Raw genomic sequence first — 16,129 nt, 5'->3', positions numbered from 1 at the left:
TTTTGAGCAGTTAATAAAATAGTTATTGCCTTCATATATTCGGCTTATTCATTGGGCATTAATCCCATAGCCTGGATGCAATCTGCTTCTACTTAACTTTATCATTCCGACGGCTTCTTTGAGCCAATGACAGGAGTAGTTTTTAAGTAGCACAGTTTAACTGTCTATTATCCGTTCAAATTCATTTCGCAACTGATGGTGAGTGTTGTAACTCTGTATTTTTATAGCTGTGTTTTTACTACTTAAATGTAATTTGCTTGGTAGTCTTCATCTTTACTGATGACAGCCCAGACTATTCTGGCCAATTTATTGGCTACCGCAATACACGCCTGATTATAGTGTTTTTCTTTCTTGAGCTTTTGAGCCCACAGGCTCAATCTATCGTTTTTTCCTTCACAGTTTTTTAAAACGGTTCTGGCTCCGTGATTAAGCAAAGTTCGCAAGTAAGGATTGCCACGTTTTGTTATTCCTAACAAAACACTCTTTCCTCCGGTCGAGTTCTGCTTTGGAACTAAACCACACCATGCAGAAAAATGACGGCCATTAGCAAAATTATGCCCATCACCTATTGCACCATAAAGAGCTGCAGCGGTGATTGGCCCAATACCCACAACCGTTTGAGCTCGACTGCATGTTTCATTTAACTTTGAAACGCCTTCTACTTTTTTATCATAGGCTTTAATCACTTCATCAAGTTGAAGTAATTCTTCATACAACTCTGAAAATAAGACTCGACTGGAAGCTGTTAATTCATTTTCAGCATCTTCTAGAAACTCGGGTAATGCTTTTCTTAACGCGGCTTTTCCCAAAGATGGAATAATTAAGCCATATTCGGCAAGTAAACCTCGGATTTGATTACCGAGCTGAACTCGATTTTGAACATGCCTATCTCTAATGCGCAATAACATTTGTATATCTTGTTGCTCGATTGACTTAATCGGTACAAAAGTCATGTTACTTCGTTGAGCGGCCTCTGCTATCGCTTCAGCATCATTAAAATCGTTCTTATTTTTTCGTCTATAAGGAACAACATATTGTGGTGCTATCAATTTTACCTCATGGCCAAGCTCTATGAGCTTTCGTCCCCAATGATTAGCACTACCACAAGACTCAATGACAACAAGAGTTGGCTCCAATGTACTAAAGAAAGGAAGGACTTCAGAACGAGTTAGCACTCGTTTTTTAACTTTCTTCCCAACTTGATTAACACCATAAAAATGAAACTTATTTTTTGCTATATCTAAGCCAGCTGTTGTAATCTTCATTGTGGACCTGCCCTTATTTGATGTAGTTTGTCACTTTCATCATGGCTCATTGCGAAGCCGTATAAAAGGGTGGGTCCATTACATTATTCCTTGAGACCAAACCGCTGAGTCATTTTCATTCTTATAATAGGTGACCATCGAAGAGGCTGAATCATAGAAGAACTTCAGTTGATAGTTTTGCCCTTCTTGCAGTGATGTTTCATAGATAACCGCGCTCGAATCATGGTTCGACCATATTACAACGCTACCATTTTTTTCATAATAAACATCATAAGACAAAGCCGGATCGTAACTGTCTATGCTGACGGTAATATCAAAATCTTTATTACCTTTCACCGAACAAGTCTCATCAGCCCAGCTCGCTTGAGAAATTAAGCTTAATGCAAGCAAGCACAGCATCAAAGAGAAAGAATTAACAAGGCAATTCAACTTGTTGAGTAAAATACTTTTCATAGTAGTCTTACTCAGAAAGGAAGGTTTCATTGGATATTCCCGCTTACAACATACAAAAAGGGAGAATTGAGAAGTTACTCAGAAGTAAAACTCACTTCAGACTAAGCTCGAACAAATTCAATCAGTTCAAAAAAATAGCGATTTAAAACTCGTTATTTAATGGCTTTTACCACCACATCTTGGGCTCGCTCAACCGCAAACAACCCTTGGCTGTCACCACAAGTGGCCTCAGCATGGAGCTTAAAATAGGTGTATTTATCGGTATCCGCAGTGACATTGTATGCACGGCAATTCAAGACTTTAACCGTACAATTACTGTATTCACTTTCAGAGCTAAATAGTGCCCCTAAAGCAGCTGCCGAATTCGCTTGTAGTGTGGTGCATCTCGCTTCAATATCTGCAGGGTCACTTGCAGACTGATTTAATGGGTACAAGTAGGTCAATGCCCATTCATTCGCAGAGTGCGCCATAAACCACGCGCGGTTACCCATAATTTCACGGCTTTGAGTATCTTGGTTTGACCACTCTAAGCGAGCCATCGTCGCCGCCAGTAAGCCCATGACCACCACGACAAAGATCACCACAATTAATACGCTGCCCGACTGCTTACGGTAAGATAAAGGATTCGTTTTCATCATTCTCATATCTCACTCATTTACGGCACATTTAACACTTGAATATCATTTTCATACTCAGTGGTTTCATCATTCTGTTTAAAGGAAAGCTTAATATGAATAAGGCCACTACGAGATAAAGAGTCGGAGTTGGTACTATTCGTATCCCCACTAGCAAACGAGGAATCTGAAGTCAGAGCATCAGCAACGGCGACATCATTACGCAATAAACGAGTGCCTTCTAGGCAATAAGACACTTTATTACTGTAAATATATAACCGGTTACTCACTGAATTCGTTACGGTTCCTTGGTTAAACTCTGTTGAATCCACATCGGTTTCAAAAACACCAGTGTCATCGGAGTTCGGTTGAACATTTGATAGCACGATACTATTGCTGTTTTCAGTATTAAGATCATCTTGAGTGCTAGGGTTAACAACCAACTTCTTGCCAGATAGTTTGCTGCTACCCGCAGTCCCTGTAAGAGGAGCGTTCACCACAACAAATTTAAATATCGTATCGTCTGACGTAGGCAAAACAGCATACGCACCTGCGTAATCAATTGGGTAGAAAGAAATACATTGGTCGGTTTGCTCAAAGCTGTTAGGTACCGCGTGTCGAACTTCACGGGTGAGTTTCTCGACGACAAAGCGAGCTTGGTTTTGCAGTTGTTGGCGATCAACGGTATCGGCATAACCTTTAGTGCCTAACTCAATAAAGCCAGCAATTCCCAGGATCATAATCCCCACCACAACGATGGTGATAACTAATTCAATTAAAGTAAAACCCCGTTGGCCACGATGAGAACGTTGCATTAGTAGTTACCTCGATAGGCGACTAATCTAAATGATTCATAACGTTGCGCCGACACCGTTACGATGACTTTTTTAAGAATATGAGTGGCTGCCGGTTGACCTGAGGTTAATTCTGGAGAGTTAATGTCTTCAACATTCACTTCAACCTTAAAGTTAGGATATTTAGAGCTGTCGTTAATCAATTCGGATAATGGAGCACAAGTTGTCGATTCGCTGGTCTGCTCCCAACAACCTATATAGTCATCCGTATCATTAAAATCATTCGCCACCGACTCTCCGGAATCTGGTCCTGTGGCACCAATACATTTAGGTGCATCATTATCAAGATCGGAATTAATGGTCGTATCGTCACAACGAATAATGCCTCCACTTGGATCACTCGCTTGGTCAAAACTACGAGATAACACTGTATTCATAACGCTTTGACCTAAAGCTGATGCTCGGACAATGTATTGAGGGCGCCCGGAATCTTCTACCCGAGGGAAGAACACCGAAAACAGAATGGTCATGGCGATCCCCATGACAACCATGGCAACAATACTTTCAATTAGGGTAAAACCGCCTTGACGATTCTGTTTGATTTTATGATTCATCATTGGCACTCAACTCCCGAAACAAACCCTTCTGAATTAATACACACGGTTGTGCTTTCTACATTGTTGCCTTTGGCTTTAATGGTTATCTGGTATTGCGTACCAGTAGTGCTATTTCCCGAAGGTGTTAATGGTAATGGGCGTCCTAATAAATCAAATTGGATGTCAGCGACATTGGGAGTCACGGTAAAACTTAAATCTTGCCCATCCACTTGTACTTTACTGCTTAATGATTCATTACCGGAGCAGGCAGCAGGAGAACCTAAACAAGTCCCCGTAATATGCAGTTGATATTGAGGGTTATCTTCACCATCCGGCATATTCGATTGCATACGTGCTAATTGAATTTGACGAATAACCGAAATAGCTTGTGTTTGTGCTGCGTAAGGAGAGAAAGAAGAAGCACCTTGAAAGCGACTCGCAGCATACACAGAAAGAATCGCTAAGATAACGATAACGATGGTGAGCTCAACTAACGTAAACCCACGTTGTGATGAATAACGATTAGACATGCTGCACCTGTATTTTTAGGTTTCTAGTTTACTAGTACCTAGTCCCTAGAAAAGGGGACGAGGTACGAGGACGCTTCGCTCGAGTGCCGACAAGTGGATTCGAGTTTTAGATGTTTTTTTTCGAGTCTCGTGTCTCGGACACTTGTTTCTCGTTGCTCGATCTGCGCTTTTGTTTTTCCTAGAAACTAGGGACTAGCTACTAAGAACTGCTTTTTCTCTTTCGATATACGAATAGCGTAGCGGCCGAGGAACGAGTCACGTTTTTCTTTTGCTCTTTCCTAGGAACTAGGGACCAATAACTAGGAACTTGTTTCTTGGAACGGTTTTTTTCAAGCTCGTCATATATGGACCCACCCAGTTTGCAAGTGATTTTGAGCGTTTAATAAAATAGTTATTGCCTTCATATATTCGGCTTATTAATAGGGCTTTAATCCCATAGCCTGGATGCAATCTGCTGCTACTTAACTTTATCATCCCGACGGCTTCTAAGAGCCTATGACGCAGGTAGTTTTTAAGTAGCTCAGTTTAACTGTTTATTATCCATTCAAACTCATTTCGCAACTGATGGTGAGTGTTTTACTCTATTACTTCTTAAACGTAATCGACTTGATAGCTTTCATTCTTGCTGATTACTGCCCAGACGATTCTTGCTAACTTATTTGCGACTGCAATACTGGCTTGGTTGTAATGCTTTTCTTTTTTAAGCCTTTGAGCCCATAGGCTCAATTTATCATCTTTCATTTCACAATATTTTAAAACCGTTCGAGCACCATGATTCAGTAAAGTGCGTAAATAAGGATTACCTCGTTTCGTTATCCCTAACAAAACGCTTTTTCCGCCAGTTGAGTGCTGTTTAGGCACCAACCCGCACCATGCTGAAAAATGGCGACCATTTGAAAAATTATGTCCATTTCCAATGGCAGCATAAAGTGCCGCTGCGGTGATAGGCCCTATACCAACAACGGTTTGGGCTCGAAGACAGATATCATTTAATTTAACCATGCCTTCGACTTTTTATCATACTTTTAATCACAGATTCAAGCTGTATGAGCTCTTCATAGAGTTCAGAGAATAAGGCTCGACTTGTACTGGTTAAATCATTTTCAGCATCTTCTAAAAACTCTGGCAATTCTTTCCTTAAGGCTGCTCTGCCCACCGATGAGATAATTAATCCATATTCTGCGAGCAAGCCACGGATTTGATTGCTGAGCTGTGTTCGACTTTGAATATGTCGGTCACGTACTCTCAGTAGCATTTGAACATCTTGTTGTTCTATTGTCTTAATCGGTACAAAAGTCATATTACTTCGTTGAGCCGCCTCCGCTATCGCTTCGGCATCATTGAAGTCATTTTTATTTTTTCGTCTATAAGGCACCACATATTGTGGTGCTATTAATTTTACTTCATGACCAAGCTCTTTGAGTTTTCTTCCCCAATGGCTTGCACTTCCACAAGATTCAATGACAACCAATGTTGGCTCTAATGTGCTAAAGAAAGGAAGAACTTCAGAACGAGTTAGCACTCGTTTTTTAACTTTCTTCCCGACTTGATTAACACCATAAAAATGAAACTTATTTTTTGCTATATCCAAGCCAGCTGTTGTAATCTTCATAGTGGACCTGCCCTTATTTGATGTAGTTTGACACTTTCATCATGGCTCATTGCGAAGCCGTATAAAAGGGTGGGTCCATTACATTATCCTGAACAGTGAGGAACGAACGTGATTCAGGATCTCCTGCCACACGTTGAGTACTCACATTTCTGTAGGAGATCCTGAACTACGCTCCTACGTCGCTTTTCAGGATGACGGTGTTACTTCTACGTCATCACTGAGGAGAATTAGCGACATCGGGGATCAACTCACAGCGTGTTGTATATATACCCAATTAACTTGAAGTTGCAGATTTCAAAACCTGAAAATTGTCGTTAATTCGAGTTGTCAGTGAGCCTGCAACTTTGGGCAAAGTCACATCAAAAAATCGATTTATTGCATCCTTAAAGGATGCTTTTGTCGGGAAGTAAACATTATTTCTGGCATGCTCATGCATGACCTTCCACAGTCGTTCTATTGGATTCAAATTTGGACTGTAAGGGGGCAAATAATGCAGTTCGATATTGAGCATCCGGGCAAAATCTTTTACCAGCTGACTTCGGTGATAACCGGCACCATCGAGAATTACATGAATCTTTTGCTCTAATGGGTAATGATCTTTTTTCAGTTTCCAAAAGAAACGGGCAATACTTTCACTATCAATCGTTTCATAACTTTCGGTCACTGTCGTAGATATATCCGTTAGATTCAGTGCACCGACAAAGTTTAATCGTGTACGGCTACCGGTCGTTTCAATTACTTTATCTTCACCTTTGCGGATCCAACCGTAAGTGATTTTAGTCGCTTGGCTTGGATGCACTGCATCCATAAATAAAATCGGTTCATTGAGTTGCTTCAGCTCTTGATAATGCTGAATAAAAGCTTCTTGAGCTTCAGGATTAAGTTTGTGTGGAACACCTTTAGGTTGCTTATAGGAAAAGCCATTATGGTGTAACCATTTATTCATTCCAGCGACAGTGTAAGTGACTTGGAATTGATTCTGGACGTACTCAACAATCTGGTGAGTATGAAAATAGGTATTTTCAGCAAGATGCTCAATTAATGCCATCGTTTCATCGGCATTGAGTTTACTTTGTGAGCCACCATTTTCGGGTTTTAATTTTTCAGACTGTAAATAGTCATTGATATGACGAGTCACCGTCGTTTGATGAATTCGCAATGCTTGCGAAATCATAGAAACAGACCAACCTTCAGAAGCAAGCAGGACAGCTTTGATACGATCACATACTCGACGGTCACGAGATGAATCGTGCATCCGTTCAAGTTGTTTTTTCTTTTGGTTGGAAAGTTCTATTTTCATGTTTGGTAGCATGATCCTGTTCAAGGATAAAATCAAGCATCTTCAATGATCACGGGTATATACACACTATAAATAGCCATCATGATGAGAAATAACACCAGCCAACTGGCCGCGACAACATCTAAGTTAAACATTTCTTTTTTAGGTTGTAAGTGAGGGGGATATAAATTAGCGCCCTTTAAACCTAACTGATAAGTTTCATTAACCAGCACCTCACCGCTTTGGTGTTGCGTATCCACAAGCAGTAACGGTTCCACCATTACATTTAATCGCTCTTGTAACGCTTCTCGTAACTCTTCATTATTTTCGTCATCACAACAAAGAAACAACTTATTGATTTGTACTTGCTTTAATTGCGAAGACAAATAATCCATTGAGCGTTGCAGTTCTAACGCTAGCGCATCTATTTGTAATGAATTTGCATACTCACCCGTTATTGGTGATTCAACACCTCGAATCGTTCTTTGGAAGATAGACCCTTGATTAACAAACGCACCAATTTTAAAGTCACTTTTTTGAGAACGATGCAACAGCATATAAGCAGGCACATCCTGACGAGCGTGCGCCCACACTTCATCTTCAGGTGAAATTTTCAGTAATTTAACGTTGCGGTGATCAAGAACTTGTTTTAGTTGCTCAACAAAACGCTTAACCACAACATAAGCTTGTATTTTATTGCTATCACCGAGTTCAACCCCATCAGCAACAATATCAGTGACACGTTCTGTAATAAGATCTTTAAGTAAAAACGGTAATGCGACTGGCCACTCGTCCTTCGGAACCGTTGGTTTTTCAAGTTGAAAGCTTTGATATAAATGAGAACCTAAAGTAACAGTGGCATTCAAATTTTGGCATTGATTCTCTTTCAGTGCTGAACTTAAAATGAAGTCCCAGTTATTATCCGTCAACTCATAAAAAGAAACGGACTCAAGACCTGAATTAGGGTTAACCTTAGACAGATAGATGCCTTCCGTTAGCATCACAATGCTGAGTGAAGGTTCCTCAGCTCTCCTGTTCATAAACTTCTGGAGCAGTGAGTGAATACTCATAGGTTGAATTTTTTCCTCTATTTTCGCCAACGGTTTCTTCTACCAGGCTTAATCAAGCGTGTTTTTTCTATAGTTGGTAGCAATTGCTTTTCTTCTAAGAAGTAACGACCTTGCCCACCATCTAGCCCTAAATGAGATAAGACCGACCATTCACTTTCAGTCTCAACCCCGACGGCTATTACTTTAGTGCTACTGTCGATACAAGAGCCAAGTATGCTACGAATAAAAAGTTGATTTTCACTTCTTCTATCAATTTGTTTTATTAGACTTCGATGCAATTTTAAATAGCTGATCGGAAGTATTTTTACGTAGTGAGTACTTACAATGGTCCTACCCACTTGGTTAACAATAATTCGACAACCTAAACCAGATAACACTTTTAACATAGGGCGCATCACATCCAGATCGGAGACTAAATTCCGTTCAATGAATGCAAAACTCAACCTCTTCCTCGTCTCACTAGGAAGTTGTAATAATTCATCTCGCAACCAACGTCGATAATCTTTTTTCTTAAACGGAGTAGTGAATAAATTCACTGAATAATGATTTTCTTGCCACTCAGATTTCAGCTGACTAAACACAAGTTTTAGCGTTGTTTGATCCAGTTTTCTCTCGTAACCAACTTGTTCAATTGCTGTTAAGAAGCGAGAAGCCTTGATTATATCCCCCCTCTCATCTGAAATTCTGGTGAATAAATCATAGTGATCAATCACTTTTGGCTTATCATTATCTATTAAATAACAAGGCTGTTCATAAATAAATAGCTTATTTGGACTTAATGCGAGATCGAATAGATTCCTCCAGCGAACTCCGCCGCGATATTCAACCGGTTTATGCTTGTATTTCTTGAACTTAGCCCAATTATTAGCGCCTTCTAATCGAGCTGTTTTTACTGCTGTTTCCGCTTCATTGATGATCTTGCCTCTACGCTCTTCTTGTGAGTAATTTGTTACACCAATGTGACACCAGTTTTCAGCGTCAAGAGTTAATGGTGTCGCTAACTTTTTAAGTTGATTAATGCATTGACTAGCAAGCGTTGAAATTTCTTTTTCAGACTGATGAGGAATCAATAACGTAAACTGCCCACTGTAATAGCGAGCAAAAACAGCATTTGGATATTTTTGAGTTAAGTTCATTAACACTTGTCCAACCGAGACGAGAAAAGCCTCATATTCAGTCTTCTCTGATGTTTCAACTAACTCGTCCCAACCTGTAATTTCAATCGCCAATACCCCACCATAAGCACCCGCTTCTTGTAGAGCCGACTCTAAACGGCTATCGAATAATACTCGATTGGCTGCCCCTGTAAGTTGGTCTAAAAACGTATGTGTACGAATGAAAGTATCAAAGCGACTACGCTCTTGTCTGGCATCATTTAATTCTTCTATTAGCAGGCTTAATGCTTCACTCGCGGTATATGGCCACTCTCGCTCATCACTTTTGGCGTATTCTTCAACTTGGCCAGCTAAAATCATGCGGCCTCGTTCTTCAAGTAACTCGGAACCATAGAGTTGGGCTTTTAACCATTGCAACCCCTTCAACAAGCAAAACATCACGAGTAAAACCGCTAACGTCAGCGAAAAAAAGGCTTCAAAGGAATAACTATTATTAGCGTAAGGAGGAACAACTTGATAATCAGCAAAATAATCATGATTACGCTCTAATGGGTAGCGCTTTTCATACAGTAGTAACTCTTCTTCCTGGAGTAAGGACTTATTTTTAAATGAATAAATAATACCCGCTGGAGACGTGATTTTCAGTTCAGCCACATTGTTTGCTTGTAACAATTTTGGCAACCAGCGGCGCACAGAATCAAAATCTTGTGGCGTCGCTAACTCTTGATCGATAATCGATGTCACACGTTGTAGATTTTGATCAACATATTGCCCTCCCATTTTTTTGAAGGTAAATACGCCACCGACAAATAAAATGAACATTGCACACACCACGATCATGGTAACAAAAGCAACCAATCGAGTACTTAGCTTTAATGTTGGGGTATGTCTCATTGAAATTCCATTTATGATTAAACTTTAGATGTGGAAACACATCCTCATCATCACTCGAACCTAATATTAATTCTTTATTCAACCATTTGTTCATATGTAGTTGTTATCATAGCAAAAAACCGCATTAGGTATGCGGTTTTTTATTTAAATCATGCGCTAACGAGCACTTTTATGCAGCTAAAGTACGCTGAACTCTAAAACGGAATATCGTCATCAAAATCCATTGGTGGCTCATTATATTGTGGAGCTTGTTGTTGCGGGGCTTGTTGCTGAGGAGCTCGAGGCGCAGATTGTTGCGCTTGTGGTTGTTGAGGTTGTCCCCAATTACCTTGATTACCACCCGCGGCAGGTGCTTGACTTCCGCCTTGTGCGCGGCCACCTAACATTTGCATTACACCATTGAAGCCTTGAACAACCACTTCTGTTGTGTAGCGGTCTTGACCACTTTGATCTTGCCATTTACGAGTTTGTAATTGGCCTTCAACATAAACTTGAGAGCCTTTACGTAAATACTCACCAGCAACTTCAGCTAATTTGCCAAACAAAGCAACACGGTGCCACTCTGTTTTTTCACGCTGTTCACCTGTTGCTTTATCTCTCCATGATTCAGAAGTCGCAATGGTAATGTTTGCAACCGCACCACCGCTTGGTAGATAACGAATCTCTGGGTCGTTACCTAGATTTCCGACTAATATTACTTTATTTATTCCGCGGCTAGCCATGTTCTGCTCCGTCTTAATTCATTTCAAAAATAGCTTTTCATCATATCATGATTTATATCGCCAAAGGTATAACAATATCGACTCAACAAACGAAGATATTAGCCCCTATGTTCACTATAGCGCTGAGCAAAAGTCACGGCTTTAGGTGACTATTTTCAAAGCACTCTGCATAATTTATTGAATTCAATGAAGCTCTTCTCAAAACAAAGAATCGTTTAAAAAACCACTTAAATAATCTAGATCTCAAGTATGACATCTCATAACGTCTCACCCCAAATAAATAATTACTTGTTAGGTTAAGACTCTTATTTATCAATAACCTGTAACACCGCCAAATGGCGAACCAGTTGAAATGAGCACTCATTCACAAAAGGGGAATAAAAGGAATGAAAGATAGCCATACTCATTTAGGATTGATGCCATGACTTGTCCAATACAAGAAACAATAATTTATGTATTCTCTACATTGATATCTCCCGATGAGCATTTAGTCAGCCAAGTTCAAAGGCAAACTCACCTTGCGTTCAATATTCTCAATTGTGATTCTGTATTAAATAACATCAATATAGAACAACCTTATATATTGCTCATTGATGCTCGTCTTAATGAAGAGACATTATTTAAATTACAAAACCACCCAACGATCAAAAAAGCACAAGCTACCGCTTTAGTTTTTGCTCCTCAAACACCTAATTTAGTTCAACTATCTTTATGGCATAACTTGGCGGGATATTTCTATGAAAACGCGCCACTCTCTCAGTTTAGTCAACAAGTTAGAAAAATAGTAAACGGGCAAAACTGCTTACCGAAATCATTATTAATCAAATTCTTCCAACACTGGCAAGCTATCCATCATCAACAAGATAACCAAATGGTTCAAGTTAAGCTGTCACTGACTCGCAGAGAACTGGACATTTTAAACCATTTACAAGTTGAACACTCTAATCTAGATATCGCAGACTCATTGTTTGTTAGCGAACATACGGTTAAATCTCATCTATATCGTATTTTTAAAAAACTCAAGGTTAGCAACCGTAGACAAGCGATTAACTGGGCTCAACTCTATCTATAATGTTTCATTTAAATGGTGACCAATCACATTTTGTAAATGGATAATTTGTATATTCTAAAAATGAAGCATTATTTGCTATATTTGTGTTTCTTCTACTAAAAATGCTATTTTAGTATGTAAATATCTTCTATTTATACAAGGTCTCCATCATGATCAAAAAATGTCTATTTCCTGCAGCAGGTTACGGCACACGCTTTTTACCGGCAACGAAATCAATGCCGAAAGAAATGATGCCAATTGTCAACAAGCCTTTGATTGAATACGGGGTAGAAGAAGCGATTCAAGCAGGCATGACAGGCATGTGCATTGTAACCGGTCGCGGTAAGCATTCATTAACCGATCACTTTGATAAAAACTATGAATTAGAGCACCAAATTAGCGGAACTAACAAAGAAGAATTGTTGGTTGATATTCGTAATATCATCGATAGCGCAAACTTCACTTATGTTCGTCAACGTGAAATGAAAGGTCTAGGCCACGCCATTTTAACTGGTCGTGAACTCGTTGGTGATGAACCTTTTGCTGTGGTATTAGCTGATGACTTATGTGTCAACCCTGATCAAGGCGTACTCGCTCAAATGGTTGCTTTGTATAAACAATTCCGTTGCACTATCGTTGCTGTGCAAGAAGTACCAAAAGAAGATGTACATAAATACGGTGTCATTTCAGGTGAAATGATCAAAGACGATCTTTATCGTGTTGATGACATGGTCGAAAAGCCAGAACCGGGTACTGAGCCAAGCAACTTAGCAATCATTGGTCGCTACATCATGACTCCGGATATTTTTGAGTTGATTGAACAAACCGAACCGGGCAAAGGTGGAGAGATCCAAATTACCGATGCTTTGCTAAAACAAGCGAAATCAGGTTGTGTGCTTGCTTATAAATTTAAAGGTCAACGCTTTGATTGTGGTAGCGTTGAAGGTTATATCGAAGCGACCAACTACTGCTACGAAAATTTGTACTTGAAAGATCAAGATACAAAAACCACCAAAAAATAATCTTATTCACTTTTACAACTGAATGAGTTCAAGGCCGTAGGGGTTTCCGTTACGGCCTTTGTTTTATCTCACCACCGCCACCCTCAAACAACTGTTTTTTTATACAGCAAACTATTTCCACTTTTAACAAGCTATGTAATACTTATTACCTACTTATCCAATACGCATTGGTCACTTTTCTGTCAATTATGAGAGCGTGAAGCATGGAAACAATTGAAGTCCGCGGAGCCCGAACCCATAACCTGAAGAATATTAATCTTACGATTCCCCGTGATAAACTCATTGTCATTACAGGGTTATCCGGTTCAGGTAAATCTTCTCTTGCCTTTGATACGTTATATGCTGAAGGCCAGCGCCGCTATGTTGAATCGCTTTCTGCTTATGCTCGCCAGTTTTTATCATTAATGGAAAAACCCGATGTTGATCATATCGAAGGTTTATCTCCTGCGATTTCTATCGAGCAAAAATCCACTTCTCATAACCCGCGCTCAACCGTGGGAACCATTACTGAAATATACGATTATTTGCGTTTGTTATACGCACGTGTCGGTGAGCCTCGCTGCCCTGATCACAACACCCCATTAGCCGCACAAACTATTTCACAAATGGTCGATAAGGTATTAGAACTACCAGAAAACAGCAAACTCATGCTACTCGCTCCAATCATTAAAGAGCGTAAAGGTGAGCATGTAAAAACACTGCAAAACCTCGCGGCACAAGGTTTTATCCGTGCACGTATTGATGGTGAAACGTGCGATCTTTCTGACCCACCGACTTTAGAGCTACATAAAAAACACACCATTGAAGTGGTGGTTGACCGCTTTAAAGTGCGTGATGGCATTCAACAACGTTTAGCCGAATCATTTGAAACCGCGTTAGAGCTATCTGGTGGTACCGCAACCATCACTTGGATGGATGACTCCAAGCAAGAAGACATCATCTTTTCTGCTAATTTTGCTTGCTCGCATTGCGGCTACAGCGTACGTGAACTTGAACCGCGTTTATTTTCATTTAATAACCCTGCTGGCGCTTGTGAGACCTGTGATGGTCTTGGCGTACAGCAATACTTTGATGCAGAACGAGTCATCCAGGATGAGAATTTAAGTCTAGCTAATGGTGCAATTCGTGGCTGGGATAAAAAGAATTTCTATTATTTTCATATGCTCACTGCGTTATCTGAGCACTATGATTTCGATTTACAACAACCATTCAATAAGCTCCCGAAAAAGATTCGTGATGTGGTCCTGCATGGTTCGAAAAAAGAAGAAATCGAATTTAAATACGTTAATGATCGTGGCGATACCCGAGTAAAACGTCACGCTTTTGAGGGGATTTTAAATAATCTTAACCGCCGCTATCATGAAACAGAATCAAACTCGGTACGTGAAGAGCTGGCTAAATACATCTCAAATAAGTCCTGCTCTAGCTGCGGCGGCGCGCGCCTCAAAACCGAAGCCCGCCATGTATTTATTGAAAATACGGCATTACCTCAAGTGGTCGAAATGAGCATTTATGGCGCACTACAATTTTTTGAATCACTGAAGTTAACCGGTCAAAGAGCGCAAATTGCAGAAAAAATTCTCAAAGAAATTAATGATCGTTTAAATTTCTTGATTAATGTTGGCTTAAATTATCTCAACTTGTCTCGTAGTGCCGAAACGCTTTCTGGCGGTGAAGCTCAACGCATTCGCCTAGCCAGTCAGATTGGTGCGGGTTTAGTGGGAGTGATGTACGTACTCGATGAGCCATCAATTGGTTTACACCAAAGAGACAACGAGCGTCTACTGAAAACCTTGATTCATCTTCGTGATTTAGGCAACACGGTTATCGTTGTCGAGCATGATGAAGATGCGATTCGCGCCGCCGACCATGTGATTGATATTGGCCCAGGCGCCGGTGTCCATGGCGGTAATGTGATTGCCGAAGGAACAATGCAAGACATTCTTGCCAACCCGAATTCTCTTACTGGCCAATATTTAAGTGGCGTAAAACAAATTGAAGTGCCAAAGAAACGTACGCCAATCGATAAAAAGAAAACCGTTGAATTAATTGGTGCGACAGGTAATAACCTGCAAAATGTGAACTTATCAATTCCCGTGGGTTTATTAACTTGTGTCACTGGTGTTTCTGGTTCGGGTAAATCAACGCTGATCAATGATACCTTCTTTAAAATCGCTCATGCGCGTTTAAACGGAGCAACCACTGCAGAAGCGGCACCTTATAAAAAAATCAACGGCCTTGAGCACTTTGATAAGGTTATCGATATTAACCAAAGCCCAATTGGTCGAACGCCACGTTCAAACCCTGCCACCTACACCGGTATTTTTACACCGATTCGTGAATTGTTTGCAGGCACTCAGGAATCCCGCTCTCGTGGCTACAAACCGGGACGTTTTAGTTTTAACGTTCGCGGTGGTCGCTGTGAAGCTTGCCAAGGTGATGGCGTTATCAAAGTCGAGATGCACTTCCTGCCTGATGTGTACGTTCCTTGTGACGCCTGTAAAGGTAAGCGTTATAACCGTGAAACCTTAGACGTACGCTATAAAGGTAAGAGCATTGATGAAGTGCTAGAAATGACCGTCGAAGATGCCCATACCTTCTTTGAACCTGTTCCGGTTATTGCTCGTAAATTAAAAACGCTGATTGATGTAGGTCTATCGTATATTCGACTCGGCCAAGCCGCGACTACCTTATCTGGTGGTGAAGCGCAACGCGTCAAATTAGCCAAAGAATTATCTAAACGCGATACCGGTAAAACGTTATACATTTTAGATGAGCCAACAACAGGGCTGCATTTCCACGACATTCAACAACTATTGAATGTGTTGCATCGCTTACGTGATCACGGCAATACCGTGGTGGTGATCGAGCATAATTTAGATGTGATAAAAACAGCGGACTGGATTGTCGACTTGGGCCCTGAAGGTGGCAGTGGCGGTGGTGAGATCATAGCCGCTGGCACGCCAGAAGAGGTGGTAAAAGTGAAAGGCTCGCACACTGCACACTTTCTTAAACCGCTACTGAAATAACCTAGTCGTTAATACTAAACCGAAAAGAGAGTTGATTGATGCTTACCTTGCATTTATCAATTCTCTTTTATTATCACAACACT

At 40.5% G+C, this 16,129-nt stretch carries 13 protein-coding genes and 1 pseudogene; 3 read left to right on the top strand and 11 right to left on the bottom strand.

The genetic code is table 11. The features are described 5' to 3' along the window. Window positions 1–242: 242 nt before the first annotated feature. From VRUMOI_RS02700 to VRUMOI_RS02650, 11 genes and pseudogenes are all read right to left on the bottom strand, one after another. The gene (locus VRUMOI_RS02700) at window positions 243–1,265 is read right to left on the bottom strand and encodes an IS110 family RNA-guided transposase (RefSeq protein ID WP_110410641.1); all 1,023 of its coding nucleotides are present in this window, start codon (window positions 1,263–1,265) and stop codon (window positions 243–245) included. 78 nt (window positions 1,266–1,343) lie between these two features. Continuing rightward, the gene (locus VRUMOI_RS02695) at window positions 1,344–1,718 is read right to left on the bottom strand and encodes a hypothetical protein (RefSeq protein WP_110410640.1); all 375 of its coding nucleotides are present in this window, start codon (window positions 1,716–1,718) and stop codon (window positions 1,344–1,346) included. A 152-nt stretch (window positions 1,719–1,870) separates the two neighbouring features. Beyond that, window positions 1,871–2,362, bottom strand: a complete 492-nt coding sequence (locus VRUMOI_RS02690) for an MSHA biogenesis protein MshP (RefSeq protein WP_110410639.1) — start codon at window positions 2,360–2,362, stop codon at window positions 1,871–1,873. 11 nt (window positions 2,363–2,373) lie between these two features. Next, window positions 2,374–3,147, bottom strand: coding sequence for a PulJ/GspJ family protein (locus VRUMOI_RS02685; protein WP_110410638.1), 774 nt, complete (start codon window positions 3,145–3,147; stop codon window positions 2,374–2,376). After that, window positions 3,147–3,743: a type IV pilus modification PilV family protein gene (locus VRUMOI_RS02680; RefSeq protein WP_110410637.1), complete on the bottom strand. Its 597-nt coding sequence runs from the start codon at window positions 3,741–3,743 to the stop codon at window positions 3,147–3,149. The genes VRUMOI_RS02685 and VRUMOI_RS02680 overlap by 1 nt, the downstream gene beginning before the upstream one ends. Continuing rightward, complete coding sequence (locus tag VRUMOI_RS02675) at window positions 3,740–4,252, bottom strand: type II secretion system protein (protein WP_110410636.1); 513 nt, start codon at window positions 4,250–4,252, stop codon at window positions 3,740–3,742. Before VRUMOI_RS02675 ends, VRUMOI_RS02680 begins: the two co-directional genes overlap by 4 nt. Before the next feature lie 591 nt (window positions 4,253–4,843). Further along, window positions 4,844–5,864: pseudogene (locus VRUMOI_RS02670) on the bottom strand (IS110 family RNA-guided transposase). Between the two features lie 274 nt (window positions 5,865–6,138). Then, window positions 6,139–7,164 (bottom strand): IS630 family transposase, encoded by a 1,026-nt coding sequence (locus VRUMOI_RS02665; RefSeq protein ID WP_110410635.1) that lies wholly within the window; start codon window positions 7,162–7,164, stop codon window positions 6,139–6,141. A 32-nt stretch (window positions 7,165–7,196) separates the two neighbouring features. Then, the gene (locus tag VRUMOI_RS02660) at window positions 7,197–8,213 is read right to left on the bottom strand and encodes a hypothetical protein (protein ID WP_162598331.1); all 1,017 of its coding nucleotides are present in this window, start codon (window positions 8,211–8,213) and stop codon (window positions 7,197–7,199) included. A gap of 17 nt (window positions 8,214–8,230) precedes the next feature. Further along, a complete protein-coding gene (gene csrD, locus VRUMOI_RS02655) occupies window positions 8,231–10,222 on the bottom strand; it encodes an RNase E specificity factor CsrD (protein ID WP_089139210.1) in 1,992 nt (663 codons plus the stop codon). Between the two features lie 194 nt (window positions 10,223–10,416). Next, a complete protein-coding gene (locus tag VRUMOI_RS02650) occupies window positions 10,417–10,944 on the bottom strand; it encodes a single-stranded DNA-binding protein (RefSeq protein WP_089139211.1) in 528 nt (175 codons plus the stop codon). A 421-nt stretch (window positions 10,945–11,365) separates the two neighbouring features. On the opposite strand from VRUMOI_RS02650, the gene VRUMOI_RS02645 reads away from it, so the two are divergent. From VRUMOI_RS02645 to uvrA, 3 genes are all read left to right on the top strand, one after another. After that, window positions 11,366–12,016 carry a helix-turn-helix transcriptional regulator gene (locus VRUMOI_RS02645; protein WP_089139212.1) on the top strand — a complete coding sequence of 217 codons (651 nt, stop codon included), beginning with the start codon at window positions 11,366–11,368 and terminating at the stop codon, window positions 12,014–12,016. 149 nt (window positions 12,017–12,165) lie between these two features. After that, on the top strand, window positions 12,166–13,017 hold the full coding sequence (galU, locus tag VRUMOI_RS02640; protein ID WP_089139213.1) for a UTP--glucose-1-phosphate uridylyltransferase GalU: 852 nt from the start codon (window positions 12,166–12,168) through the stop codon (window positions 13,015–13,017). A 203-nt stretch (window positions 13,018–13,220) separates the two neighbouring features. After that, complete coding sequence (uvrA, locus tag VRUMOI_RS02635) at window positions 13,221–16,046, top strand: excinuclease ABC subunit UvrA (protein ID WP_089139214.1); 2,826 nt, start codon at window positions 13,221–13,223, stop codon at window positions 16,044–16,046. Window positions 16,047–16,129: the final 83 nt, after the last annotated feature.

Origin of the sequence: Vibrio rumoiensis, from assembly GCF_002218045.2 — a bacterium.
GTDB lineage: Bacteria > Pseudomonadota > Gammaproteobacteria > Enterobacterales > Vibrionaceae > Vibrio > Vibrio rumoiensis.
This window is presented reverse-complemented; position numbering and strand designations above follow the sequence as displayed.

Coding starts and splice junctions, on each gene's coding strand:
- VRUMOI_RS02700 (WP_110410641.1), bottom strand. CDS start 1,265: ATGAAGATTACAACAGCTGGCTTAGATATAGCAAAAAATAAGTTTCAT.
- VRUMOI_RS02695 (WP_110410640.1), bottom strand. CDS start 1,718: ATGAAAAGTATTTTACTCAACAAGTTGAATTGCCTTGTTAATTCTTTC.
- VRUMOI_RS02690 (WP_110410639.1), bottom strand. CDS start 2,362: ATGAGAATGATGAAAACGAATCCTTTATCTTACCGTAAGCAGTCGGGC.
- VRUMOI_RS02685 (WP_110410638.1), bottom strand. CDS start 3,147: ATGCAACGTTCTCATCGTGGCCAACGGGGTTTTACTTTAATTGAATTA.
- VRUMOI_RS02680 (WP_110410637.1), bottom strand. CDS start 3,743: ATGATGAATCATAAAATCAAACAGAATCGTCAAGGCGGTTTTACCCTA.
- VRUMOI_RS02675 (WP_110410636.1), bottom strand. CDS start 4,252: ATGTCTAATCGTTATTCATCACAACGTGGGTTTACGTTAGTTGAGCTC.
- VRUMOI_RS02665 (WP_110410635.1), bottom strand. CDS start 7,164: ATGAAAATAGAACTTTCCAACCAAAAGAAAAAACAACTTGAACGGATG.
- VRUMOI_RS02660 (WP_162598331.1), bottom strand. CDS start 8,213: ATGAGTATTCACTCACTGCTCCAGAAGTTTATGAACAGGAGAGCTGAG.
- csrD (WP_089139210.1), bottom strand. CDS start 10,222: ATGAGACATACCCCAACATTAAAGCTAAGTACTCGATTGGTTGCTTTT.
- VRUMOI_RS02650 (WP_089139211.1), bottom strand. CDS start 10,944: ATGGCTAGCCGCGGAATAAATAAAGTAATATTAGTCGGAAATCTAGGT.
- VRUMOI_RS02645 (WP_089139212.1), top strand. CDS start 11,366: ATGACTTGTCCAATACAAGAAACAATAATTTATGTATTCTCTACATTG.
- galU (WP_089139213.1), top strand. CDS start 12,166: ATGATCAAAAAATGTCTATTTCCTGCAGCAGGTTACGGCACACGCTTT.
- uvrA (WP_089139214.1), top strand. CDS start 13,221: ATGGAAACAATTGAAGTCCGCGGAGCCCGAACCCATAACCTGAAGAAT.